At 52.0% G+C, this 26,019-nt stretch carries 24 protein-coding genes and 1 tRNA gene; 11 read left to right on the top strand and 14 right to left on the bottom strand.

Going from position 1 to position 26,019, the window contains the following annotated elements:
* The first annotated feature begins 146 nt into the window (after window positions 1–146).
* Complete coding sequence (locus VMX96_10375) at window positions 147–353, top strand: hypothetical protein (GenBank protein HUU64303.1); 207 nt, start codon at window positions 147–149, stop codon at window positions 351–353.
* 199 nt (window positions 354–552) lie between these two features.
* On the opposite strand, the gene VMX96_10370 is transcribed toward VMX96_10375, so the two are convergent.
* The 4 genes from VMX96_10370 to VMX96_10355 form a co-directional block, all read right to left on the bottom strand.
* A complete protein-coding gene (locus VMX96_10370) occupies window positions 553–1,218 on the bottom strand; it encodes a CFI-box-CTERM domain-containing protein (protein ID HUU64302.1) in 666 nt (221 codons plus the stop codon).
* A 124-nt stretch (window positions 1,219–1,342) separates the two neighbouring features.
* A complete protein-coding gene (locus VMX96_10365) occupies window positions 1,343–1,996 on the bottom strand; it encodes a CFI-box-CTERM domain-containing protein (GenBank protein HUU64301.1) in 654 nt (217 codons plus the stop codon).
* 125 nt (window positions 1,997–2,121) lie between these two features.
* A complete protein-coding gene (locus VMX96_10360) occupies window positions 2,122–3,504 on the bottom strand; it encodes a leucine-rich repeat domain-containing protein (GenBank protein HUU64300.1) in 1,383 nt (460 codons plus the stop codon).
* Window positions 3,505–3,602: 98 nt separating this feature from the next.
* Window positions 3,603–4,514 (bottom strand): CFI-box-CTERM domain-containing protein, encoded by a 912-nt coding sequence (locus tag VMX96_10355; GenBank protein ID HUU64299.1) that lies wholly within the window; start codon window positions 4,512–4,514, stop codon window positions 3,603–3,605.
* A gap of 325 nt (window positions 4,515–4,839) precedes the next feature.
* On the opposite strand from VMX96_10355, the gene VMX96_10350 reads away from it, so the two are divergent.
* The 9 genes from VMX96_10350 (at window position 4,840) to VMX96_10310 (ending at window position 13,028) form a co-directional block, all read left to right on the top strand.
* Window positions 4,840–5,001: a hypothetical protein gene (locus VMX96_10350; protein HUU64298.1), complete on the top strand. Its 162-nt coding sequence runs from the start codon at window positions 4,840–4,842 to the stop codon at window positions 4,999–5,001.
* Between the two features lie 220 nt (window positions 5,002–5,221).
* Window positions 5,222–5,404 carry a hypothetical protein gene (locus VMX96_10345; GenBank protein ID HUU64297.1) on the top strand — a complete coding sequence of 61 codons (183 nt, stop codon included), beginning with the start codon at window positions 5,222–5,224 and terminating at the stop codon, window positions 5,402–5,404.
* A 270-nt stretch (window positions 5,405–5,674) separates the two neighbouring features.
* On the top strand, window positions 5,675–6,109 hold the full coding sequence (locus VMX96_10340) for a hypothetical protein (GenBank protein ID HUU64296.1): 435 nt from the start codon (window positions 5,675–5,677) through the stop codon (window positions 6,107–6,109).
* A 448-nt stretch (window positions 6,110–6,557) separates the two neighbouring features.
* Entirely contained in the window at window positions 6,558–6,971 is a 414-nt protein-coding gene (locus tag VMX96_10335) for a hypothetical protein (GenBank protein ID HUU64295.1), read from the top strand.
* A 595-nt stretch (window positions 6,972–7,566) separates the two neighbouring features.
* The gene (locus VMX96_10330; protein HUU64294.1) at window positions 7,567–8,877 is read left to right on the top strand and encodes a leucine-rich repeat domain-containing protein; all 1,311 of its coding nucleotides are present in this window, start codon (window positions 7,567–7,569) and stop codon (window positions 8,875–8,877) included.
* A 122-nt stretch (window positions 8,878–8,999) separates the two neighbouring features.
* Window positions 9,000–10,238, top strand: a complete 1,239-nt coding sequence (locus VMX96_10325) for a leucine-rich repeat domain-containing protein (GenBank protein HUU64293.1) — start codon at window positions 9,000–9,002, stop codon at window positions 10,236–10,238.
* A gap of 122 nt (window positions 10,239–10,360) precedes the next feature.
* Complete coding sequence (locus VMX96_10320) at window positions 10,361–10,858, top strand: hypothetical protein (protein HUU64292.1); 498 nt, start codon at window positions 10,361–10,363, stop codon at window positions 10,856–10,858.
* 162 nt (window positions 10,859–11,020) lie between these two features.
* Window positions 11,021–12,100: a hypothetical protein gene (locus VMX96_10315; protein HUU64291.1), complete on the top strand. Its 1,080-nt coding sequence runs from the start codon at window positions 11,021–11,023 to the stop codon at window positions 12,098–12,100.
* Between the two features lie 22 nt (window positions 12,101–12,122).
* A complete protein-coding gene (locus VMX96_10310; protein ID HUU64290.1) occupies window positions 12,123–13,028 on the top strand; it encodes a TIGR01777 family oxidoreductase in 906 nt (301 codons plus the stop codon).
* 430 nt (window positions 13,029–13,458) lie between these two features.
* On the opposite strand, the gene VMX96_10305 is transcribed toward VMX96_10310, so the two are convergent.
* The 10 genes from VMX96_10305 to VMX96_10260 all read right to left on the bottom strand — a co-directional run bounded on the left by VMX96_10305 (window position 13,459) and on the right by VMX96_10260 (window position 23,998).
* Window positions 13,459–13,533, bottom strand: a tRNA-Met gene (locus VMX96_10305).
* Window positions 13,534–13,781: 248 nt separating this feature from the next.
* Window positions 13,782–15,110 carry an acetyl-CoA hydrolase/transferase C-terminal domain-containing protein gene (locus VMX96_10300; GenBank protein HUU64289.1) on the bottom strand — a complete coding sequence of 443 codons (1,329 nt, stop codon included), beginning with the start codon at window positions 15,108–15,110 and terminating at the stop codon, window positions 13,782–13,784.
* A 9-nt stretch (window positions 15,111–15,119) separates the two neighbouring features.
* A complete protein-coding gene (locus VMX96_10295) occupies window positions 15,120–16,043 on the bottom strand; it encodes an enoyl-CoA hydratase-related protein (GenBank protein ID HUU64288.1) in 924 nt (307 codons plus the stop codon).
* A gap of 83 nt (window positions 16,044–16,126) precedes the next feature.
* Window positions 16,127–16,960, bottom strand: a complete 834-nt coding sequence (locus VMX96_10290; protein HUU64287.1) for an enoyl-CoA hydratase-related protein — start codon at window positions 16,958–16,960, stop codon at window positions 16,127–16,129.
* A 7-nt stretch (window positions 16,961–16,967) separates the two neighbouring features.
* Complete coding sequence (locus tag VMX96_10285; protein HUU64286.1) at window positions 16,968–17,861, bottom strand: enoyl-CoA hydratase/isomerase family protein; 894 nt, start codon at window positions 17,859–17,861, stop codon at window positions 16,968–16,970.
* Window positions 17,862–17,932: 71 nt separating this feature from the next.
* Window positions 17,933–19,138, bottom strand: a complete 1,206-nt coding sequence (locus VMX96_10280; GenBank protein HUU64285.1) for a CoA transferase — start codon at window positions 19,136–19,138, stop codon at window positions 17,933–17,935.
* Window positions 19,139–19,154: 16 nt separating this feature from the next.
* Window positions 19,155–20,363, bottom strand: a complete 1,209-nt coding sequence (locus VMX96_10275; GenBank protein HUU64284.1) for a CoA transferase — start codon at window positions 20,361–20,363, stop codon at window positions 19,155–19,157.
* A gap of 6 nt (window positions 20,364–20,369) precedes the next feature.
* The gene (locus tag VMX96_10270; GenBank protein ID HUU64283.1) at window positions 20,370–21,548 is read right to left on the bottom strand and encodes an acetyl-CoA acetyltransferase; all 1,179 of its coding nucleotides are present in this window, start codon (window positions 21,546–21,548) and stop codon (window positions 20,370–20,372) included.
* Window positions 21,549–21,564: 16 nt separating this feature from the next.
* Window positions 21,565–23,016: a hydroxymethylglutaryl-CoA synthase gene (locus VMX96_10265; protein HUU64282.1), complete on the bottom strand. Its 1,452-nt coding sequence runs from the start codon at window positions 23,014–23,016 to the stop codon at window positions 21,565–21,567.
* A 37-nt stretch (window positions 23,017–23,053) separates the two neighbouring features.
* The gene (locus tag VMX96_10260; GenBank protein ID HUU64281.1) at window positions 23,054–23,998 is read right to left on the bottom strand and encodes an SDR family NAD(P)-dependent oxidoreductase; all 945 of its coding nucleotides are present in this window, start codon (window positions 23,996–23,998) and stop codon (window positions 23,054–23,056) included.
* 678 nt (window positions 23,999–24,676) lie between these two features.
* Between VMX96_10260 and VMX96_10255 the strand changes: the two genes are divergently transcribed.
* Window positions 24,677–26,002: an acetyl-CoA hydrolase/transferase C-terminal domain-containing protein gene (locus VMX96_10255; GenBank protein HUU64280.1), complete on the top strand. Its 1,326-nt coding sequence runs from the start codon at window positions 24,677–24,679 to the stop codon at window positions 26,000–26,002.
* Window positions 26,003–26,019: the final 17 nt, after the last annotated feature.

Here is a 26,019-nt window from a genome sequence, read left to right as displayed (position 1 = left end):
GACTTAGCATTTGGGCACATCGTGCAATCCACATAAGCTGAACTGATCGGGAGAAACCCCAAAAAGCTCCATGCTATTGACACCCACCAAAGCGTATATTAGACTTTTGTAAAAATTGCGGATCAATTTAAAGGAGGGATTATACGATGGGATACTTTACCATACTGGCTGCTATACCCGGTTTCTTTTTGAGTTCACTATTTGTCATGCTTCTCTGGGGGGTTATCGCCCCACACTTCACAGCACAGTCAGGAACACAGTCAATAGACTATCCTATGGCTATGTTGATAACCATTGCTCTCTGGCTGGCTGTAGCACCCCTGGCGGCGGCCGGTCGAAAATTCAAGCGTTAACGGGGTTTTTACAACATTATACTAGCTCGCTTCTTAGAATCCAGCCGCCGGTTAATTTATAGAGGAATTCAGAGCAAGAAAAGGACGGCAAAGAATATTGCTTTCAACCTAATGCCGGTATTTGGTATAGAGGTATACTCGCCCTGTTAGCTTCAGTGATAGCCTGAAGTCTTTGAGCCGCCTTTGGGGTGAAGCTGCCCTAATCTTGCCAGAGAGTCCCCGTGGCTTCGACCACCCAAACAACAGGCTCAACCAAGAGCTCCCTGACTAAAGTCCTCAACGGCTCATGCTCCGATATAAAGTCCGCCACTGGCGGGCTAACCTCGTAATAGAAAGCCACCAACGGGGAGCCGAGGCTATTTTGTAGCAGCACTTCATCTCTGAAAGCTCTGAGAGTGTCTATTTCCCCGGCGGTCGATGTCCCGTAGGCTGCTGTGGCGATGAAGCAGCCTTCACCTTCATTCGATCCTTCCCAATCTGCCCATACCTCGTAGGTGCTCGGACATGCTGACTCACGGATCGTAATAGAGTAGCTGGCCGATTCTCCTGCGCTTAAATCGCCGGGTATATCTGATTCATCACGGACCTTTGTGCCGTAAGCATTGAAGAACGTGGCCTTAACCACTACCGTCGGGGCGTCTACATCCATAATATTTCTGACTGTGCCCGTTAGGTAGCACTCGCAGTTAAAAGGCTCTAGCGATATCTCATGGCAGTTCAGGTTTTCGGTGATGATTTGGACACCGGCTATGGTCGGCTCTGGTGTTGGCGTTGGCGTTGGCTCTGGTTCTGTGGACTGACATGTGCAGGCTATTACAAGCAATATACCCAGAGGCAATATTACGGCAATCTCCTTGATTTTCATTGTCTATGCCCCAAATCCGCCTAGGTGGGCTCTTTAGGCTATTATAACACTAAAAAGAAGCTAACAGGCCCAAAGTGACCTGCTAGCCTGAAGTTTTATGAGCTGCCTTTGGGGTGAAGCTGCCCTAATCTTGCCAGGGAGTCCCCGTGGCTTCGACCACCCAAACAACAGGCTCAACCAAGAGCTCCCTGACCAAAGTCCTCAACGGCTCATGCTCCGATATGAAGTCCGCCACCGGCGGGCTAACCTCGTAATAGAAAGCCACCAACTGGGAGCCGAGGCTATTTTGTAGCAGCACTTCATCTCTGAAAGCTCTGAGAGTGTCTATTTCCCCGGCGGTCGATGTGCCGTAGGCTGCGGTGGCGATGAAGCAGCCTTCATCCCCCGATTCTTTCCATTCTGCCCACACCGCGTAGGTAACCGGACATTCTGACTCTTTGAAACTCATAGAGTAGCTGGCCGATTCTCCTACGCTTAAATCGCCTGTGCTACCTGCTACATCTGATTCATCACCGAGCCTTGTGCCATAAGTATCGAAGAACTCGGCCTTAACCACTACCGAAGTGGCATCTCCATCTCCAATATTCCTGACGGTGCCCGTTAGGAAGCACTGGCAGTTAAGAGGCCCTAGCGATATATCATTGCAGTTCAAGTTTTCGGTGATAATTTGGACATCGGCTGTGACCGTCTCTGTATCTGGCGGTGTGGACGAACTTGTGCAGGCTGTTACAAGCAATATACCCAGAAGCAATATTACGGCAATCTCCTTGATTTTCATTCTCTACCCCCCAAATCCGCCTGTGTGGGCTCTTTAGGCTATTATAACACTAAAAAAGAAGCTAACAGGCCCAAAGTGCCCTGCTAGCTTGAAGTTTTATAAACCGCCTTTGGGGCGAAGCTGCCCTATTCTCGCCAGAGGGTCCCCGTGACTTCGACTAACCAAGCAACAGGCTCAACCACAAGCTCCCTGACCAAAGTCCTTAACAGCTCATGCTCCGATATGAAGTCCGCCACCGGAGGGCTGGTCTGGTAATACCACTCCACAAGTTGAGAGCCCACTGTGCTTTCCAGTAGTACTTCATCCCTGAAGGCCCTGAGAGTGTCTATTTCCTCGGCTGTCGATGTCCCGTAGGCTGCGGTGGCGATGAAGCAGCCTTCGCCACTATAGTACCACACAATCACACCTCTCCCCTCAAGTTCAGGTATGTGTGTGTTGACGGACTCCGCACTTAATGGATTGCCCACAAGGTAAACCTCATCCCCATCTGAAAGTCCTGAGTTCGCTACGAGTGGTGAAATGTCACTTATCTGGTTGGCAATTAGGCGGAGAATATTCAGGCTGGTGAGGCTTGATAGCGCAGAGATATCGCTTATCTGGTTATAGCTTAGGCCGAGATCTGTCAGGCTGGTGAGGCTTGACAGCGCAGAGATGTCGCTTATCTGGTTGATAGTTAGGTCGAGATCTGTCAGGCTGGTGAGGCTTGACAGCGCAGAGATATCACTTATCTCGTTAATGCTTAGGGCGAGATCTGTCAGGCTGGTGAGGCTTGATAGCGCAGAGATGTCGCTTATATGATTCGCACCAAGATAAAGCGTGGACAAGTTGGCGAGGCTGGATAACGGCGTGAAGTCGCTTATTTGGTTGCCAGTAAGTTCGAGATGCACCAGGCCGGTGAGGCTTGATAGCGCAGAGATGTCGCTTATCTGGTTCAGTATGAGGCCAAGGCTTTCCAGGCTGGTGAGGCTTGATAGCGCAGAGATGTCGCTTATCAGGTTCCCCTCGAGGCCGAGCGTAGTCAGGCTGGTGAGGCTTGATAGCGTAGAGATGTCGCTTATCAGGTTGTAATCTAGGTGGAGCCACGTCAGGCTGGTGAGGCTTGATAGAGGAGAGATGTCGCTTATCTGGTTGTTCCCACTCCACGGGTAGTTCTGAAGCGACAGTGAAGTCAGGCTGGTGAGGCTTGATAGCGCAGAAATGTCGCTTATCTGGTTCTCCTCGAGGCCGAGCGTAGTCAGGCTGGTACAGTGCTCCATTCCGGTAAGATCGGTAACGTCAGGAAGAAGCGAACCCCCGTACGAAAAGCTGGTAAGCAGATCAAGTTTGGCCTGGGTGATGTCTCCTCCGCCGATTGCATCCCTTATCGCCTCTCGAAGGACAGTGTCTGGGAAGTCAACTTCATCGGCGGCCACGGCGACCGAGCCGGGAATTAGCAACGCCAACAAGCCTATCAGAACAATTGCTAGAGTCAACCTATTCAAAAAAGTGAAGCAACTCTTTCTAGTCATCACTCCCTCCTTTGGTTATTGGTTTTGTGCTTAAGGACTAAGCCAAAAAACCCCCTACGAGGATATGTTTCATGCGGGACGCTCAATGGGAAGCTACCCTATTCCCCCCAAATAGCCTCCGTTGCTTCGACTAACCAGGCAACGGGGTCAACCAAGAGCTCCCTGACCAAAGTCCTTAACCCCTCATGCTCCGATATGAAGTCCGCCACCGGCGGGCTAACCTCATAATAGAGAGCCACTAACTGGGAGCCGAGGCTATTTTCTAGCAGCACTTCATCCCTGAAGGCTCTGAGGGTATTGAGTTCCTCAGCGGTCGATGTGCCGTAGGCCGCGGTGGCGATGAAGCAGCCGCCATCTTCCGTGGCAACAGGGCATGATATGTACACACCTCTCCCCTGAAGTGCAGGTATGTCTATGTTGACTGAATCCGCATCTAATGGATTGTAACAGACGGTAACCCAATCCCCCCCTGAAAGTCCTGCGTTATCCACGAGTGGTGATAGGTCGCTTATCTGGTTCGCGTGAAGCCAGAGCCAATTCAGGTTGGTGAGATTAGATAGAGCCGAGGTATCGCTTATGCTGTTATTGTAAAGTTCGATATGCTCCAGGCTGATGAGGTTAGAGAGAGGAGAGATGTCACTTATCTGGTTCACCTGGGCCCAGATCCATGTAAGGCTGGTGAGGTTAGCGAGAGGAGAGAGGTCGCTTATCTGGTTCAAGGCAATGTTCAGCTTCTCCAGGTTCGTGCAGTACTCCAGACCCGTGAGGTCGGTAATGCCACTTGTTGAGGCCGGAAGGGTAATAATCGTAGCACAGTCAGATTCTAAAATTTCCTCCGGTATAGGCTTTCCTATCAACCCACGAATGATAGCCTCAAGGTAGGGGTCAGGGAAATTGACTGGACCATCAGCCACGGCAACCGGGGCTGGAAGCAACAGAGACAGCAAGCACAGTAGAATAAGTAGTGGTGTGAACTTGCGGAAAAAAGAGAAGACATACTTTTTAGTCATCGATTCCCCCTTTTTCAGGTACTTTCACTCTTGCCCATCAGATTACGTATAGAGACAGGTAAACCCCTACGAGTATATGTTTCATTCGGGATTCTCCACTTGGTTTATATCACAGTGTATAAAGCCTGTCAACATATATTATCATCACAAAAGCTAACTATTCCCACAAAGCCCTATGTAATTGGCGGGGCACTTTCTGTCAATCCCTCAAGGCAATGTGGTGCACGTCAACCACAATAAGAGTATCTGATGTGCACTCCCCTATTGACTTAACTACTAGCCTGCATATATAATCTGGCAACTAAAATTAATGAAAGGAGGAAGTATGGAAGATACACTATTTTTGCTGCTCTTTTGGTCAGGACCAATTGGGATTGGTATTTTCCTGGTCCTCTTAGGCACCTTCATCTGGCTACTGGCAAAGGCTGATGAGACGAAGAAGCGCACTAAGGCAATGACGGAGGAAAAGGGACTGGAGAAAAAGTAGAGAGATTATATCTCACGACAGCGCATCGGCTCCTCTGGCCAGTTATTACGATAGAGCCAGCTCAAGAGGGATAACTTTGGGTATACTGTTGCATCATCTCCAATGATTCTCACGTGCCAACATCTACCCGACGATGTGCAGTGTTTGACAAATAAAGAACCACATGCTATTGTGCTGCCATATTCTAAGGAAGCATATTGTTTGGGAGGAGGTGATAGTGATGGCTGATCTAAGTGAAAAGGCACTCTATTGCAGGGATAAGTGTCCTATCTGCTCGAGGGCAAAACGGGGTAACAAGCTGTGTAAGATATTATCCTCCATTGACAGGCTAATTTGCCCTAGCTGCAAGGCCTATGAGCGGGAGACAGGCAAGAAATGCACAGATCAAATTACCGAGCAGTAACGGGTGGTGAGTATTAGAAATAAAAGGAATTCCACCCTACGATACTATTACCTTACCCCAGTGGCGGCTTATAAAACCTCTAGCTATCATAGATAATGGTACTTCAAGGGGTAAGAGGGCACTTACAAGTATTTTATAGGCCGGATACGTATATCATCGAGATCAATTTAGCTTGTTGTACGATAGTTTTTTTGCTCACTCACCTATTGACTTAACTACCAGCCTGCATATATAATCTGGCAACCAAAATTAATGAAAGGAGGAGAAAAAATGATCGCTGAAGTCTTGATTTATATTGGCGGCTCATATCTACTACTTTGGGCATTTACTCATTTTTACTTCCCCAAGCTACTCGATTGGAAAAACGCACTGGCTACGCTGGATGATTTCAACCGTATTCTAATGCTTATCTTCAGTAAGTTGTTGCTCTTTTTCTATTTGGGCACAGCGCTTATTTGTTTTATTTATGCAGGGGAGTTACCAGATACAGATATTGGATTAGCAGTTCTGATATTTCTTTCACTATATTGGCTTGTAAGGGCTCTTTTGCAGGTCCAGTATTTTGGTTTTAGAAAAGCAAATACGTTGAATGTACAACTATCGTCCAGCGATGTTTCAAATCAAACTATATCGTACATTCTTTTTATAACTTTTCTGATAGGATTTGGGCTCTTTCTCGCACCAGTTGTCATCACAAGATTCTAAGACTGCGAAAGAAATAAGTGGTTTTGGAGCACCCGCTGTGCCTATGTGCCTACTTGGCTCACCTTCAGCTCAATATCCGGCAATCTAACTGGGAAAATGTGGGGCATGTTGCGGCTACGCCATCCTGAACCTGGGCCGTGACCTGGCTATAGGTATATTTAAGCCCAATGTTGGAGTTAGCCTCGAAACGTTACGCAAATATCCAGACTTTCTCGGTATCTCTAAAAAAGGCATTCATATTAAAAAAGTCCTAATAAGTGTTCATCAATGGGCTAAAGCCACCAACAATGATTCTAGAAATGGCGAATCTGAGAGGCGAGTTTCCTTATAAAAAGTCATTCATTTTGAAAAGTGATATAATCGGATAATGGACACGGGTAAATCAAAAGGTTAACTCCTTCTAGCGATTTTAGAGATGGTATGGGAGTAAATGAAAGGCGGAAACGGAATGACAGCTATTAAGATTATCTACGGGCTAGTCGTAGGCATTCTACTTGCCATACTGGTCGGCTTCGGTATAGTTACCTTCTATCAAAGCCCTGACTCTTGGGGGAGCACTGCTTGGGAAACCTATCATAGGAACGTGTTTATTATCGCATATGCCTGTGGATTCGTATTTCTCGTTCTTGGTGTAGTGCTAAAGCCTAAATTAAATGTAATGAGAATCGGTCTCCTAGTGGGCGGTTCGGGAATAATGATATACGCATTCGGGGAAGGCGCAGAAGCTGTGGGTAATTCAGTAATATTCGGTGCTATTGCTGCCATCCTGATTGTACTTATCTTCCTAGGTTACAAAAAGCTCATTACACGAGAGGAACCTACAGATTCTACGACAAAGGGAGAAGATATCGAAGATCAATAAATTCCTGATTATAGGCCTTATGCCTTTTCCCTCCAAATCCACCTAAGTAGGCTGGGCGGTGGGTCAATTTCAGAGAATATTAGACTTGGATTGATCAGAAATGGGGTATATAGTCAGGTGGGCATTCACTCAGGAGTTATGGGCTACCCGATAATGAGTGACCCCACTTTTTTATGCCCCATGAAACCTACCTCAATACCGCCTTATCTATAAAAAGCATACTAGGCACTTTGTGACAGACATATACAGACTTATTGTTGCACAATATGGCTTAATGTGCATTGCTTGGTAAGCTTCAGCGCCGAAGATGGGCCCTCCTATAAATGATCGCCACAATTTGGGAGCTCCCCACGGGATTGCATAACCGACATCCACATGGCGATTGTTGCCCTCACTCTCCAACACCCAGCCAACCCGCATCCTTGAGCCTGCCAGCCCGCACTCGGGTATTGACCTGTGTCAGACCCTCCCTACAAAAAACCCAAAAAATTACCCAGATTTCCCTACACAAAAATACAGGTTTTCCCGACAGACAAATGGCGCATCTTGTGTTACCCTTGATATGAGTGTCTCTCCAGAGGGCAAGAGGTAGGCAGTGAAACAGGCAAGAATAGCAGTGGTATTACTCTTGGGAGTATTGCTGATATTTCTGCTTCCTGCCCCAATGGCTACAGCTCATCATGTGGTCAATTTCCCCGACCCCAATCTTGAGGCGGCGATAAGGGAGGCCATAGCAAAGCCCACTGGCAATATCTACGAGTCTGACTTGGTAGGGCTCACAAATCTTAATGCTTCCGAAAGATACATAACCGACCTTACTGGATTGGAGCACTGCACCAGCCTGATAGTGCTGGAGCTTTGGGATAACCAGATAAGCGACATATCACCGCTCTCTTCACTAACCAGCCTGACAGAGCTGTATCTTTGGTGGAACTATATAAGCGACATATCACCCCTCTCATCACTCACCAGCCTGACACGGCTGGATCTTCACGATAACCAGTTAAGCGATATATCACCCCTCTCATCACTCACCAGCGTGACATACCTGGATCTTTTTTGTAACCAGATAAGCGACATATCACCGCTCTCTTCACTAACCAGCCTGATAGAGCTGGACCTTGCTTTGAACCAGATAAGCGACATATCACCCCTCTCTTCACTCATTAGTCTGACAACACTGTGGCTTTTGTCTAACCAGATAAGTGATATATCACCCCTCTCTTCACTCATTAGTCTGACAACATTGTCTCTACCTTTTAACCAGATAAGCGACATCTCACCCCTTTCATCACTCACCAGCCTAACATCGCTGGGCCTTGGGGGTAACCAGATAAGCGACATATCACCCCTCTCATCACTAACCAGCCTGACGCACCTCTACCTAGATCACAACCAGATAAGCGACATATCACCGCTATCAACCCTCACCAGCCTGCCAGAGCTGGTTCTTTCGGAGAACCAGATAAGCGACATCTCTACGCTATCAAGCCTCACCAACCTGACATACCTCAATCTCGGGCACAACCAGATAAGCGACATAGAGCCTCTGGTCGACAATCCTGGAATCGGTTCAGGGGATAAAGTAAATTTAAGTGACAATCCACTATCTTGTACCTCATTTTATACCTATATTCCACAACTCAAAGTAAGAGGTGTAATAGTTTATCATGACTGGCACTTGCAGAGATTGGAAGGTGATGTTAATTGCGATGGTAGGATTGATTCGGCAGACCTTCAGCTAATAGCACAGCATATAGTGGGAACAATAACGCTAACTGGCGATGATTTCCTTGCAGCTGACGTCAACGACAGCGGCACAATTGACGCAGTAGACCTGCAGTTGATGGCACAATACCTTGTTGGCACGATTCCAGCATTTCCTGGGGGAATGTTGAAACCTTGAACAAGTGATATCAGAAACCTGGCGGCTACCCGATAATGGGTGTTCTCTCTGTTATTATCCACAGTATTGACAGCCTTTCACCCCAGGAGTATCATCGCTACCACAAGTGCACGAGGTAGGCAGTGAAACAGGCAAGGATTGTTTGTATATTAATCTTGGGAGTATTGCTGATATTTCTACTTCCTGCCCCAATGGCTATAGCTCATGATGTGGTCAATTTCCCTGACCCCAATCTTGAGGTGGCGATAAGGGAGGCCATAGCAAAGCCCACTGGCAATATCTACGAGTCTGATTTGGTAGGGCTTACTTATCTTAATGCTCGGCATAGAGACATAACCGACCTTACGGGATTGGAGTATTGCTCTGACCTGATATGGCTGTGGCTTCCTAGGAACCAGATAAGCGATATATCACCCCTCTCTTCACTTACCAGCTTGAAAGGGCTTTCTCTCGACGATAACCAGATAAGCGACCTCTCACCCCTCTCTTCACTCACCAGCCTGATAGGGCTGGAGCTTGGGAGTAACCAGGTAAGCGACCTCTCACCCCTCTCTTCACTCACCAGCCTGATAGGGCTGACTCTTTGGAGTAACCAGATAAGCGACATATCACCGCTCTCAGGCCTCACCAGCCTGATAGTGCTGGGCCTTGAGGAAAACCAGATAAGCGACATATCACCGCTCTCATCACTCACCAACCTGACAAACCTACGTCTCACTTTAAACCAGATAAGCGACATCTCTGTGCTATCAAGCCTCACTAGCCTGACAGACTTGTGTCTTTGGAGTAACCAGATAAGCGACATATCACCCCTCTCTTTGCTCACCAGCCTGATATGGCTGGGTATTGGGGATAACCTGATAAGCGACCTCTCAACCCTCTCTTCACTCACCAGCCTGAGAGGGCTGGAGCTTTGGGATAACCAGGTAAGTGACATATCATCGCTATCTTCACTCATCAGCCTGGGTTTTCTCTGGCTTCAAAATAACCAGATAAGTGACATATCGCCTCTTGTCGATAATCCAGGGATTTCGTCAGGGGATTATGTAGGTTTAAACGACAACCCACTATCTTGCACCTCAGTTTGTACCTACATCCCTCAACTCGAAGCAAGAGGCGTAACGGTTGATTGTGATATACGAAGGCTAGAAGGTGATATTAATTGTGATGGCATTATTGACTCGGCAGACTTTCAGCTAATAGCCCAGCATATAGTGGGAACAATAACGCTAACTGGCAATGATTTCCTCGCCGCTGACGTAAATGATAGCGGCACACTTGACTCAGCAGACCTGCAACTGGTGGCACAATACCTTGTCGGGACGATTACAGCATTCCCTGGGGGACCCATTATTACCTAAACAAATGATATCAGAAACCTGGCGGCTACCCGAGAATGGGTGGCCTCTCTGTTATTGCCCACAGCATTGACAACCTAGTACCCCAGGAGTATCATCGCTACCACAAGTGTAAGAGGTAGGCAATGAAACAGGCAAGAATAGCTGTGGTATTGCTCTTGGGAGTATTGCTGGTCTTAGGACTTGCCTGCGATGGAGGTGAGGTATCGACATCCACTCCAACACCTACAACTACAACTACACCCACAGTTACAGCCTACATAAGCCTCATAGACAACCTTCGCGAAGCTGGAGCAACTGTTGTTGACACTGGAGGAGTGATACAACAGCCCTGCATTTCTGTCGATGGCAAGGCCATAACTGTGAATGGTAGCTATGTTCAGGTCTTCGAGTACGAGGATGCTGCTGCGGCTGATACTGAAGCTGCACTTATCTCACCTACTGGTTCTCCAATCAACAACAATGGGCAAATTTGTTTCATTAGTTGGATAGCACGACCGCACTTCTATAAAGCGAGCAATTTGATTGTGTTGTATGTTGGTGATAATCAGGCTGTAAGAGACGTGTTGGAGACTGTACTTGGACCACAATTTGCTGGCTCCTCAAAGACTGACTGGCTATAATGAAACTCGCCTCTCATATTCACCAACGTCAACCGAACAGAACCAGCCAGGCTGATTATTGGGAGGCGCCCGATAATGTGTGGCCCCTCTTTTGGGCACATAGCATTGACAGGCGAAACTCCCCGGCGTATGCTCAGCTCATATAATGAACGGAGAGATGCATTGAAAATAACAAGAATTGCTTTAATACTGCTCCTGGGCATCATGCTGACGTCAGGAATTGCATGTGGGGGAGGTGGAGAACCATCACCTACACCTACGTCAACACCTACAACGTATGAATGGACTCTCACCCAGCTTACGTTTTCGGGAGGTCAGGATGAATGGCCCTCGATCAGTGCCGATGGGACAAAGATAGCGTTCATGTCATGGGTGAAAGACGATGACTCTGAAATATTCATAGTAAACTCCGATGGCGGCGGCCTAACTCAGCTTACATCCAATACGGTGGAGGATTGGTATCCATCGATCAATGCTGATGGAACAAAGATAGCGTTCATGTCATTGGTGGATAACCATCGCTTTGAAATATTCATAGTAAACTCCGATGGCAGTGGTCTAACCCAGCTTACATCTAATACGGTGAGCGATGGCATGCCATCGCTCAGTGACGATGGCATAAAGATAGCATTCGTTTCATATGTAGATGGCGACGGGGAGATCTTCATTGTAAACTCCGATGGCAGCGGCCTAACCCAGCTTACGTCCAATACGATAGATGATGATTTGCCCTCGATCAGTGCCGATGGGACAAAGATAGCGTTCACATCATTCGTGGACGACGATGACTCTGAAATATTCATAGTAAACTCCGATGGCAGCGGCCTAACCCAGCTTACATCCAATCCGGTAGAAGGTTGGACGCCATCGATCAGTGCTGATGGGATGAAGATAGCGTTCATGTCAATAGAGTTCGTGGACTATGAAATATCCATAGAGGACTCTGAAATATTCATAGTAAACTCCGATGGCAGCGGTCTAACCCAGCTTACGTTTTCGGGAGGTCAGGCTGTCTTTCCATCGATCAGTGCCGATGGGACAAAGATAGTGTTCCTGTCATTGGTGGACGACGATGACCCTGAAATATTCATAATAAACTCCGATGGCAGCGGCCTAACCCAGCTTACATCTAATACGGTGAGCGATAGCATGCCATCGATCAGTGCCGATGGGACAAAGATAGCGTTCTATTCGATCGCTGATAACGGCCACCCGATCTTTTTACTAGAATTAATACCATAAGCGCCTTCCGACTATCGACGTTATGCGTGTACTGATTACAGGAGGTACCGGGCTTATTGGGAAGGCCCTGGCTATGGAGTTAGTCGGCAGGGGTCATGATGTTACCCTGCTTAGCCGTGACCCTAAAAAAGCTATTGGCCTGCCTGATGAAGTGCGAATCGAGCGTTGGGACGCTCATACTGCCGATGGCTGGGCTTCTCTAGTTGATGGAGCTGGAGCTATAGTAAATCTATCTGGTGAGAACATTGCCGCTGGTCGCTGGACGCCTGAGCGCAAGCGCCGCATACGCGAAAGCCGCCTGAATGCTGGTCAGGCTGTTGTCCGAGCAATTGAAACCGTTCCTAATAAGCCCGGAGTGGTCGTCCAAGCCTCAGGAATAGGCATCTATGGTGATTGTGGAGATGAAGAGGTAACAGAGGAAACACCGCCGGGACATGATTTCTTGGCACAATTCGCTATTGAGTGGGAACACTCTACATCCCGTTTGCAGAATTTAGGAGTGAGATGGTTAGCTATCCGCACTGGAGTCGTGCTTAGCTCGGCAGGTGGCGCACTAGGGCGCATGATACTGCCTCGTTACTTCTATGCGAGGCGTTTCGGAAGTGGACTTCAGTGGTTTCCGTGGATTCACATAGCTGATGAAGTGGGTGCAATTAGCTTTCTGATTGAAAACGAGGCTGCCTACGGATCATTCAACCTATCTGCCCCAAATCCGGTCACCAATGCAATGTTCTGCGAGCGTTTGGGAAAGGAGTTGGGCAGACCAGTACCGATACCCATTCCTTCTTCATTGCTGAGTATGTTCCTCGGAGAGATGGCGACGGCATTGCTTTATAGCCAGAGAGCTGTCCCGCAACGTCTATTACAAATGGATTTCACCTTTCGATTTCCTGGTATTGATCTAGCGTTACAAGATTTGCTACGTTAGAAGCCTATATCCAACCTGACCGCCGAAAATCAATCCAAGTAGAGTATTAGACTTGGATTGATCAGAAATGGGGTATATAGTCAGGTGGGCATTTACTCAGGAGTTACGGGCTACCCGATAATGGGTGACCCCACTTTTTTATATACCAATCACTTCGTTAAAGCTAATTCAAACGGAAATACTCTGGGTATATTGTGAACCCCATATCCTGATGCTGTGTCTCCCGGGTAGTAAGGGTAGCCTTTTAAGACTTTAACTTTTACTCCCATAGCGGCTTATAAGACCTCGAGCTATCCCCAAAACAGAGAAAGAGAGTACATTGCTACATCATTTCTAATAATTTGCCTTCAACCTTGCAGGGTAATAGGAAGCCGTTAAAAGCTTGTTTGACAGGAATCCCCTGGTCTCTGTGAGGTATTATAAAATGTATTGGTGACAGCGACTGGATTCGAACCAGTGACCTGAGGCTTATGAGTCCCCTGCTCTACCACTGAGCTACGCTGCCCTGGATAAGGATAGCACATAGTGATTTTCTGAGTCAATAACTCGTACTGAGCTTTTCCCACTCACCTGCCCTGGAGTGTTTATCTGCCCCGACAAGTCGGGGAGACCCCCGCTCCCGATATAGGCCGAAGCGTCGGCCGACCTGTCGGCCTCGGGGACTTCCCTTTACGGCTCCTAGTTATAATAGAGCCTATGGTTTTAGGCGCGGATGTGTTCTACTATCTAGCTTAACGGGGGAATAACACGTGATTACGGCCAGTAAAGCCTATGGGCCTCCCTTTTCAGCCCGGCGCGAAAGTCGGGGTGGGCAATTGAGATGAGCTCCTCGCAGCGCTGCCTTATTGTCTTGTTCCGCAGTTTTGCCACGCCGTACTCGGTCACCACCAGGTCGGCGATGTTGCGCTGCAGGGTTATCGCTGTGCCCTCCGGCAGGTGCGGCATGATACGGGATACGGTGCCTTCACGAGCGGTGGAGGGCAATACCGTTATCGAACGTCCGCCCTTGGAGAGCAGCGCGCCGAAAGCGAAGGGTATCTGACCACCGGCCACCGATATGAGCCGCGGCCCCAGGCTCTCGGCAGTGATCTGGCCGGTCAGGTCGATGGCCAGCGCGTTGTTGATGGCCACCATGTTGTCGTTCTGGGAGATAACCCGTATGTCCTCCAGCCACAGCAGGTCCACCAGGTAGAACAGCGGGTTGTTATTGATCCATTGCATGTCCTCCCTGGAGCCGCCGCCGATGGATGTCACCACTACCCGCTCAGGGAGCAGCGTCTTGCGCTTGCCGTTAATAACACCTTCGCGTACCAGCGAGATAACGCCGGGGGGGGTGGCCTCGGAGTGGAAGCCGATGTCCTGCTTGCCGTCGAGCAGCCCCATCCTTATCAGCGGCTCGGTGGTGCGACCGACGCCTATCTGCAGGCAATCGCCGTCCTTGATAAGCGAAGCAACGTTGGTGACGATGTCCTTCAGGTAGGGCTCGGGCTCCTTCACCACACGCCCGCCAAGGCTGCCGGTGCCCGGCTGCCCTTTGCGCGACAGGTGCTCAACGAAATAGTCTATTTCTGAGACGTGCACGTAGTTATCACCGTAGGTGCGGATTAGCCTGTCGTTCACCTCGGCTATAACTGTCCCGCCCTGCTGCCTCACGGCCTCTATCTCCTGGCGCTTGGTCCACAGCGACGCGCCGAAACTGCAGAAGCCGCGCTCGTCGGGCATCGACACCTCGGTGAGCAACACGTTGGGTGGCACGTTATCGGCGCCGAAGGGGATGATCAGCGGCAGGTTGATGTCGCACCTGCGCTCGTCGAGCATGTCCTGTGCGGTAGCGGTGGGCCACGATATCGTTATCTCGAAGGCCGCATCCCATCCGGGGTCGTACCAGCCAAAGTCATATCCGGGCGAGGGCGCCAGCACCTTCACACCGGTTAAATCCCCTAATCGGGCTGCGATCGCCAGTCCCACCGCGTGGGCTTCACGACCGGCAGTGAAGGCTACAAGGTCTCCCGACTTAACCAGCCCGGCTGCCTCTTCTGCTGAGGTCAGCTTCCCCTGATATTCTTCCTGCCAGCTTGGCATACTAATCCCTCACTTTGTTGCTTCGGGTGTAGCCGTTTTCGCCCGGTCTTCAAGGAAGCCCTTCAGCCCCTTGTCCCTTTTTGCTTTATAGAGGTTGACCTCATCGGGCCTGAAACGCACATATTGCAGGGCGAGGTGGGAGAGGAAGTGACCCCTCTGGGTGCCACCCACCCCGGTGATATCGAGCGTCCCGTTAATCCATTCCTTGGTGACGGCAACGGCCTCGCTGGGCAACTCGCTTAGCGCCTCGGCCCACTTAATCGCTTCCTGCTCAAGCTTATCTATGGGGACTGCCCTGTTGGCGAAGCCCAGCGCCACCGCCTCCTTCCCCGACATCTCCGTGATCGTCCGGCCGGCATAGGCTTTATAGGACCACAGGGGCCAGACCGGCCAATCGGTAATCCCATGAAGCTGGCTGCCGAAGCCTCGGATGCCAAACTGCGCATCCTCCGCAGTGATTATGAGATCGCAGCAGGAGGCCACTATCTGGCTGGCACCGATGCACTTGCCATGCACCTGGGCAATCGTGATCTTGGGGTAATCGGTTATATCCTCGAATTTGGTGCAGCGCCGCCGCTCGAACCCGTAATAGTCCACCAGCGTGGGATTTATGCCGGGATGAACCGGTGGGGACTCCTCCTTTTCGGGGGAGCTAAGGTCATGGCCGGCGCCAAAGCAGGTACCCGCTCCTCTCAGGATAACCACCCTGATATCGGGGTCGTCATTGGCCTGGTGTAGCGCTGCGGAGAAGTCCTCAAACTGCCGGTCGTTAAAGGCGTTCCTCTTATCCGGACGGTTAAAGGTTATCCGGGCGATGCGGTCGCTAAGCTTCTCATACAGGCTGTCCCGGTATTCCCTCTCTCGATACTCACCATTCTCCCAGTAGCACTTCTGATATTGAGTCTTGAATTCCCAGCCAAATCCTGTGGGCATATTGTGCCTCCTCAGAAATCATTCACATTTCTTAATATCGAGCCCTGAATTCCTGGCCAGTTACTGTGGGCATGCTACGCCTCTTATGAAAACTTTTCAAAAAGGGCATCCCTCTCCTTGAGGGCTGCCTTGAGGCCTTTCTTGTCCCTGACCTTGAAGAAGTTGAACTCACCAGGCTCCATAGTGCGCTGCTGCATTACCAGTTGCATATTGTTGGTAAATCGCCATGCCTCCCCCAGACCTCTGGCTTCCATAACGGAGTTGATAGCGTCCTTAGCGGGAGCGAGGCCATCGCCTGGTAGGAGGCTGATGCCTTTCGCCAGCCTCGTGACCTCATCCTCTAGCTCATCTCGTGGGACCGCCTTATTTATCAACCCGAACTGCTCCGCCTCGTTGGCGTCCATGTACCTTCCGGTGTAGAGTAGCTCCTTGGCCTTCTTTATCCCGATGAGCCAGGTCCAGAGGGGCATATGGGGAAGCAGGCCCATCCTGAGCAGGGGGTCACCGAAGAGTGCATCCTCAGAGGCTACGGTGATATCACATACCATTGCCAGGTAGCAGCCGGTGCCGAGGCAATGGCCATGCACCTGCGCGATGGTCGGCTTGGCCAGATTGAATATGTACTCCCACCTCCGGTTGCGGCGTCGCTCTGCCTCCATACGCCTCTTGATGGTGAGGTTTTCACCTGGCTCGGATAATACCTCGAAGGTTCCTACCCCGCTAAGGTCCTGCCCCACACTGAAGGCCTGGCCGGCGCCCTTTACCACTACCACCTTTACCTCCAGGTCTGGCTCAGCGGCGGCAAATGCCTCATCCAGCCCTGCCAGCATCGCATCGTTCATAGCATTCAGCTCTTCAGGGCGGTTTAGCGTGATCCAACCGATCCCTTCCTTCTTCTCGTAAATAATCTCGCTCATTTTATGTTCACCTCTTTTTAGGTTGGGGTGGGGGGAAATATTCTTTGAAGGGGGCATCCCTCTCCTCGATGGCTGCCTTGAGCCCCTTCTTATCCCGGACATCGTAAAAGTTAAACTCGCCACGGTCGGTGATGCTTCGTTCCGGCCGCTGGATGGCGCTGAGGACATAAGCATTACCCGCGAGCCGCCGAGCCGCAGCCAGCCCGCCAAGGTCGAGGGCCGCCATATTGAAAGACCAGAAGTCAGCTAGCTGATCGAAGCCGCCGATCCCCGCCGACTTGGTAAAGCCTTCGGTGACGCTGCTCATCTCCTCCTCCAGTTTATCTGCGGGCACCGCTTTCATTACCAGACCGATCCGCTCCGCCTCCTTGCCGTCTATATACTTCCCGGTGAGGAGAAGCTCCTTGGATTTCTTAAGCCCGATGCGGTATGTCCACAGGGGGTTGGGTGAAGCAAGCCCCATCCTTACCGAGGGGTCGCCCAACACAGCATTGTCGGTGGCGATGATGGCGCGGCAGGCCATTGCCAGGTCGAGTCCCCCACCCAGGCAGTATCCGTGCACCTGGGCGACGGTAATCTTGGGGAACTCGAAGATGGTTTGCCACCTCCACTGGTTTTGCATGTCGGTGGCAAACATATTATAGAGGTAGGCCTTGCTCCGGGGGTTAGGAGGCATTACCTCATCGGTGCCCACCCCGCTCAGGTCCTGCCCGGCGCTAAACGACCGCCCTGCCCCCTTGATAACGACCACCAGGGAGTCCCCTTCTTGCCTTACTTCATCGAGTGCAGCTAATAATTCCCGAAACATCGCGTCGTTTATCGCATTTAGCTTCTCCGGGCGGTTCAGGGTAATGGTGGCAACCGCGCCTTCGATTTTGAGGAGTACATTACGATACTTCATAGCCCTTCTTTCTCATCCCGATGGATATAGCCCATTTTAACTAGAAACAGGAATGAATGGCAGCTCTTGATCTAGTAAAGAACCTCCTCCGCTATCAGCCTTGTGATCTCCTCTTCAGGCATACCCAGGAGTTCTCCCAAGACATAGCCGTTGTGTTCCCCGAGCAGCGGTGCCGGAGCGGTGACCCTTGCCGGCGTGGCGGAGAATTTCCAGGGGGGTGCCAGTACATAGAGCTCGCCTTCTTCAGGGTGTTGCACCGGGGTAAAGCATTCCCGCTCCCGGCAGTGAGGATCATTGAAAAGCTCCTCATTGCTGGAGGAGGGTGTTGCGGCTACCCCCGCTCCCTGGAGCGTCTCCATTACCTCGTAATGGGTATGGTTTATGGTCCACGCTTCGATGAGCTCATCCAGTTCCTCATGGTGCTGCCATCGGCTAAATTGGTCAGTGAACCTTTCATCTCCCGCCCACGGCGGATTACCCAGGGCATGGCAGAGGGCTTCCCACTCATCGTCACGAGAGATGGCAATGCTCACCCACTTATCATCGCCCCGGCAGCGGTAACAATTATGGGGAGCCATAATATCATCGCGATTACCACTTCGAGAGTGAACCCTGCCGTTCATGGTATAGTCCATGATGGTCTCCCCGATTCCACATGTGAGGGCCTCCCTGGCGGAGAAGTCGATGAATTGCCCCTCGCCGGTCTCCTGGCGGTAGTTCAGGGCAGCTAGGATGGCAAAGGCGGCGCTGGTCCCCGGTCTCAGGTCCGCGCTGCTCCTCATGATTACCGGTGGGCCTTCTGCATAGCCGGTTACCTGCGAAAGCCCGCTGAGCGCTCCCATGGTCACGGCATAGGCGATGTACCCGCTTTCCGGGCCGGTGGAGCCATGGCTCGACGCCGAAAGCATTATTATATCCGGCTTGATCCCCCTGATGACACCGTAGCCCAATCCCAGCCTGTCCATGATGCCAGCCCTGAAGTTGTCCACCACCACATCGCTTATCCGGACCAGTCTCTTGGCCAGCTCGATCCCTTCTATGGTCTTCAGGTTGATGGTTGTTCCCAGCTTATTGGCATTAAGGCTGTTGAAACAATCGGCGGCTGCCCTTTCCGAGCCAAATACCACCGCCGCCTCCTGTCTTCGAAAGTGGTCCATATCCACCCGGCTCTCCACCTTGATAACCTCAGCCCCCATGAATGCCAGTAGCAACGTTATCTGGGGTCCGGCGGCATACCGGGTAAAATCGAGTATTCGCACTCCACTAAGAATATCCATATGCCTTTATCTTCGGTCAGACCACCCCTGCCGAGCCGAGCTTGGCCAGCTCCTCACGGGGATGTCCCAGCCACCGAACAAAGACCTCCTCGTTGTGCTCGCCAAGAAGCGGTGCCGGCCTCTTGGCCTGCCACGGTGTCTCCGAGAACTTATAGGGTGCTGATGGATATTTGACCTTACCCGTCCTGGGGTGGTCTATCTCCACGAAGAAACCCCTTGCCTTCAGGTGCTCTGAATCAACCAGATCCTTTGATGTATAGACCATGGCAAAGGGGACTCCCGCGGCCTGTCCTTCGTGATAAAGCTCCTCTTTAGGGTGATTTACCAGCCATTCCGTTAGCAGGGCGTTCAGCAGCTCGCCGTGTTGATAGCGACCGGCGTAGTCCCTGAACTTATCATAGCTAGCCCACTCCGGGTCTCCCATAAACGCTACCAGCCGGTCCCACTGCACCGATTCCCAGGTTATGAACACGGTGTAGCCGTCCCGGCACGGCAGGACACCACCATAGGGAACCCCCTGCTTCGCCCTGGTGATGACCTCTCCCTCATTGGCCGACCTGACCATATCCATCCGGTTGAGCGCCATAAGTGATTCCTGTTTGGATATGTCGATCCGCTGCCCGCTACCCGATTTCCCCCTCCAGTAGAGGGCGGCAAGGATGGCGATGGCGGCGCTTAGCCCGCTATCGTATTCTGCCAGGAACCTCCCAACCTTGAGCGGGGGGCGGCTAGTGTTCTCCACACCACCGGGGGTAAGATAGCCCTCGCCACCAAATTGAAAGACATTGAGCGGATAGGCCTTGTAATCGCGGTAGGGACCGCTTTGCCCGAAAGGGGTAATGGAGGTCATTATAAGCCGGGGGTTAATCTCCTTGAGGCTTTGGTAGTCCAGCCCCCGCTCTGTCATCCATTGGGGCGGGTTATCCTCAACCAGGATGTCGGCTTGCTTCACCAGTTCCAGAAAAATGTCCTTTCCGGTTGCTGTGGCCACATTTAGGGTGACCCCAAATTTATTGGTGTTTAAATAGAGGAAGAGCCCGCTTCCCTCCGCATCGGGTATATCATGGAGGAAGGGGGGTAAACTCCTGGCCGCATCGCCGCCTCCCGGCTCCTCTATCTTCACCACCTCGGCGCCCAGGTCAGCCAGTAGCTTGGTGCAGTAAGGCCCGGCTACCAGCTGGCATAGCTCCAGCACCTTCACGCCTTTCAGGGCTTCTTTGGACATGGTTACTTATCCTGCCCGTCCCAGGATGGTGATAATGGGCAGCAGGCACCCTGGGTGGCCACCCTGATTATGAGACAGCCCCAGCCTGACATCCTTCAACTGGCGTTCCGGTAGCTGTGCCTTGCCCTGAATCTGCTTATATACCTCGTAGCACTCCCTCAGTCCACTGGCAGCCACAGGGTGTCCGAAGGACTTCAGGCCACCGTCGGCATTAACCGGCAGTTCCCCGGTTAGGGTAAAGGTTCCGGCGTCTATGTCCTCTTTAGCCTTCCCCTGGGGGCATATACCGATGGCCTCAAGGGTCATCAGCTCGCTTATGGTGAAGCAATCATGTAGCTCCAGGATATCGAGCTCCTTACGGGGGTTGGTGATACCTGCCTGCTCATATGCCTGCTTCGCTGCGGCCTCTGTTTCAGGAAGGTGGATGTAGTCATAACTGGCATCCTCCTTCCCCAGGCCAGGGCCAATGGCAAGCCCGATTCCCTTGACTAATACATAGTCATCGCGGAAGCTTTTGGCCATGTCCGCCCTGGTGAGGATGGCGGCGGCAGCGCCATCGGTGTTGCCACAACAATCGAATAGACCCAGCGGCCAGGCGATGATCGGTGCGCTGAGCACCTGCTCTATAGTTACCTCCCTGCGAAGGTGCGCTTTGGGGTGGCGCGCCCCATTATAGTGACTTTTCACCGAGATCCGGGCCAGGGTTTTCCTGCCCTCCTGCGGGTCGATGTCGTAGGCCTGGAAATACCGGGTGGCGCCCATTGCCCACCTTCCCGGTGCGGTAACATTAATCCCCAGGACGGGGTGGGTGTAGCCAGCGGGAAGCCCGGCGAGGCCGGTATCCTTCAGCTTCTCAAAACCCACGCAGAGCACAATATCATAAGCCCCACAGGCTATGGCAAAGGAGGCATTTCTAATGGTCTCCATCCCGGTGGCGCAGAAGTTTTCCACCCGGGTGATGGGGATGCGGTCGAGCTTAAGCGGCCCAGCAATGCTGATCCCGCCGATACCGGAGAAGGCTGTCCCTACCCAGGCAGCCTGTATATCCTCGCGCCCCATGCCGGCATCCTCATACGCTTCATAGACCGCGTCGATAATCATATCGTCGGCGCTCTTATCCCAGTTCTCGCCGAACTTGCAGCACCCCATGCCGACGATGGCAACCTTGTCCTTGATGGTATCCATTCTCTTTTTTAGACCCTTAGGGCTCTCTCGGCGGCCGGCATTTCCAGTAATAGGTATGCATACCACCGGAATCGTGCATCTTGCGGAAGGTCATCTCCACCGGCATATCCGGCTCAACCTTTTGGGGGTCACGGTCGGTCATCAGGCAATACACCCCCACCTTTCCGTTCTCTTCTCTTTCACCGTCCCCATCCGCCAGGTGTACCTTGCTCACGATTGTTGGGGGGTCGCCACTGAGCGCCAGGTTATCCACGGTGTAGGTATATAGCGTGCCCTGTCTGTCAGAGAGCCGGACTCCCTCATACTCATCCTTGGCCCCGCAATAGATACACACCCGCTGCATCGGGTGGAAGGTGCGGCCGCAACGCTTGCACCTGGAGCCGTGGAAGCTGATCAGTTGCTCCCGTTCCCGCCACGCCACCGGAGGAAAGGCATTGGCCTGCTCCCGGGCCTGGGCCTCGATGGGGATAAGCCGGCGGAAGCGCAGGTATTTCTCATAGTTGAGAAGGGTCATCCGCGATGCCAGGTGGCTCCTGATCCCGCGCCTCTCCCTCACCCTCTCGATTTCCTCGGTTACCCGCATGATAAAGGCGTCACCGCCGTCGCCATAGTTGGCAAACAGGATTCTATCCCCCGCCCTGGCCTCCTCCAACGCAGCGATGAGCATCATTAAGGCAAAGGCAGCGCCGGTATTGCCTACCGTGGCAAACATGGGGTCCTGTACCTGGGTCTTGGGGTCAAAACCCAGTGCTCTTGCCATCTCGGAGTGTCTCCTGGGGTCGGGGGCATAGAAGACCGCCCTGGTGATATCATGCGGCTTCAGGCTGTATTTCTCCATTATACCCGAGATGGCCTCTCTGGTATTCCGCACATAGCCTTCGGCAAGGATAAACCTGTCTTCCCAGTTTCTGGTGAAGGTATCGGTATCCGTCCTCCATATATCCAGGAATTCGTCGGCGTGGGAGTAGCTGCCCTCGATCTCGCAGGCAACACCCTCATCACCTACTAAAAGGGCAGCGGCACCATCGCCAAAGTTCTGCTCGTAGTCCGATTGGGGCTGGCCAAGGCGGCAATCGGCGGCGGCGAGCATGACCCTCTTTCCAGATCCGCCCTTTACCGCATCGAGCGCAGCCTGAAGGGCGATCGTCCCTGCTCTAAGTGAGTCGGTAAAGTCAGCGGTGAAGATTTGGCGGCGCAGGTCGGCGGCGAGGGCAATAAGGCTTGCCGATTGCTTTTCACGGTAGGGCGGTGTTGTGGAGGCAAAATACAGGCCATCGATACTCTGCCGATCGCTGTCCTTCAGGCAGTCGATTATGGCTTCCACTGCCATGGTAGCACTATCTTCATCATAGTTAGCTACGGCCCTTTCTCCTCCCATAGAGCCGCGGTCCCAGGCGCGGGCAATCTCGTCCCGCTTCAGGCGGTATATGGGAATATATGCTCCGTAGGAAACTATCCCGATTTTCATAAGTTACGCTTGTCTGCCGCTATCTATAACGGCTCAGCTAGGCAGACTTTTTTTCCCTCTCCGGTTGGGGGGGAGCGGGATTGATGTAGCCGGTTAGCAGGGTCTTGGGCACCACACTAATAAGCTCATCCGTGGTGAATATGCCCTCCGGCTTGTATATGGCCCTTATCTCTACCGGTTCACTGTATATGCCCACTCTACCTGCCTCGGCATGGAATACCTGTCCATTGATATTGGCGGCCTGGTCGGTAGCCAGGTAGACTATGATCGGTGGTATGTGCTCAGGCCCGGGCATGTTCAAGACCTGCTCTGCCTGCTCTTTGCTCATAACCCCGGCCTCAACCCTCTTCCATGTGCCCTGTATGACTTCATCGTTCAGCGTCATCCTGGTAGCGGCGATGGGGGCGAAGCAATTAGCGGTTACCCCGTAGCGCCCCATCTCGCGCGCTATAGAGCGGGTGAGACTCACTATGCCGCCCTTAACCGCACCGTAGTTGACATGTCCCATGGTGCCGCGCCATGCATCTGACGTGACGTTGATAATACGGCCATATTTCTGCTCCCGCATCAACACGCAGGCATGGCGACAGGTATTGAAAGTACCTTTTAGATGTACGATCATTACGGAGTCCCACTCATCCTCAGTCATGTTCCAGATCATACGATCTCTGAGGTTGCCGTGACAGTTGACCAGTATATCGATACGTCCGAATTTGTCTACACAGCTCTGTATTATCCGTTGTGCTGCATTGAAGTCGACCACCGAATCGTGGTTGGCTATCGAATCGCAGCCCAGTTTTTTTATCTCCTCAACTATCTGGTCTACCGGCCCCACTTCAGTACCGCTGCCGTCCCTCGACGCGCCGATATCGTTTGCCACTATATTAGCCCCTTCCCTGGCCAGGGCCAGGCATACCTCATGCCCGATACCACCCGCGGCTCCGGTTACCAGGGCATTTTTCCCCTTCAGATTATCGCTCAATTCTAACCTCCTTCCAGATCTGCCGATTAAATATATCATACTGCAGCTTGCTTTTGCAAACGCTCTTCGAACTTCTTGGACCTATTTTAAGGTCATCGATAATTAAGACACTGCTGAAAAAGAGGTGCCCCGACCCCGAGGCTGACGCTTCAGCCTATACCCGGGCGGGGGTATGGGGGTGTTCCCTGCTGGCGGAGTTCTGCTGTCATCATCCGGCAGTTGTTCGAGGTCATCATCCGGCTTGACCGGATGATCCAGGCAGGTTGTCCCCCATTACTACCTCTCAGGGATGGTGGGAAAATATTGTATTGCCTCCCCCGAGGCCGACGCTTCAGTCTATATCGGGGTCAGAATCCATCATGTCTATTAACATAGACACAACGGAGGATGGAAGTGTGGCAGGTTTACACTGACTAGGCGCGTGGGGTTCGTCGGGACATATAAGGGCTCTGTTTTCATAATAATGACAGAGAACGTAAGTCTATTTTGGTGGCACTGTCAACGAGCACCCTCAACGATGTAATGTACTGGGCGAGTACACTTAGTTTACGATTGCTTCTGGGAGTGATATAATTAGGCGTCATCAGTTACCATCGACGCGCCATAAAGATTAATAACCCCCCCTGACTAACGGGATAACTGGGCGTTTCAACGCGAAATAAGGAGGTGGGTCTATAGATGAAGGACTGGCGGGAGGAGTATGAGAGGAGGATGGTTCCTGCCGAGGAGGCTGCAGGGCTGGTAAAATCCGGAGACCGGATTGGCTTTACCACCGGCAGAGAGGCCCATGCGGTAGGTCTGGCCATCGCTGCTCGTCTAGGAGAGCTTAAGGGGGTGCAGGTTTATGTCCCCACCCCGGGTTATGATTTCGGCTGGTATGACCCGGGCTGGGAGGATTCATTCAGTATCACCGTTTCCTTTCCGCTGGGGGTGAACCAGGAGATGGTCGAGGAGCGGAGGTGTGATATCGCTTTCGGCTCCCTTTTCCCCTTCGACCTGGAATTTTTCAAGCAGGGTCTCGATGTGCTGCTCACCGAGGTTTCGACCCCGGATGATGCGGGCTTTTGCAGCTTTGGCCAGTCATTATGGAATAAGAAAACCCAGGTCAAAGAGGCAAAAAAGGTGATAGCGGAGGTGAATCCCCGTCTGATCCGAACCTACGGCGATAATTATATCCATGTCTCGGAGATAGACTATTTTGTGGAGCATATCTCTTCCGGGGAGCGCCCCGGCGGTGGGAGCCTGTTGGGCAAGAAGGCCAAAAAGGAACCCGACTGGGCGCAAAGGGAAATTGCCGGGCACGTCGGCTCCATCATAAGGGATGGCGACTGCTTGCAGATAGGCGTCGGCCGAGCTAATGAGCCTCTGATTCAGTTGGGCATACTGGACGGCAAAAGCGATATCGGGTATCACTCAGAGGCCACGGTCCCCGGGATAATCCGACTGGTTCGGGAAGGGGTGATTACGGGTAAACATAAGAATGTTCGCCCGGGAAAGGTGGTGGTCACTTCGGTGGGCGGGGACACTAGGGAGGAGGTGCAGTGGGTCGATATGAACCCCCTGTTTGAGCTGGTAGACGTCGACTGGCTGGAAGATATCAGGGTGATCGCTTCCATCGATAACATGGTAACGATAAATCAGGCACTGGCCATCGACCTTCTGGGGCAGCCGACGGCGGAAAGCCTGGGTGCTCGGTTGCTGAGCGGAGCCGGGGGGCAGGTGCCATTTCAGCTCGGGGCGCTCCTGTCCAGGGGAGGGCGCGCTATCACGGTGCTGCCCTCTACCGCGGAGAACGGGACGATATCCCGCATCATGCCAGCGCTGCCGGAGGGTACCACCGTCACCCTGCACAAGAACTGCATCGACCTGGTGGTAACCGAATACGGGGTGGCGCATTTGCGGGGCAGAAGCGTGCGGCAGAAGGCAGAGGAACTAATAAATGTGGCCCATCCCGACTTTCGCGGCGAGCTGAGAAAAGCAGCACAGAGGTTATTCTGGCCCTAATATTAATATTTTAGTAA

Source organism: Dehalococcoidia bacterium (assembly GCA_035528575.1).
Classification (GTDB): Bacteria; Chloroflexota; Dehalococcoidia; order E44-bin15; family E44-bin15; genus DATKYK01.
The sequence above is the reverse complement of the archived record's forward strand: the minus strand, read 5'-3'. Positions and strand labels throughout refer to the sequence as shown.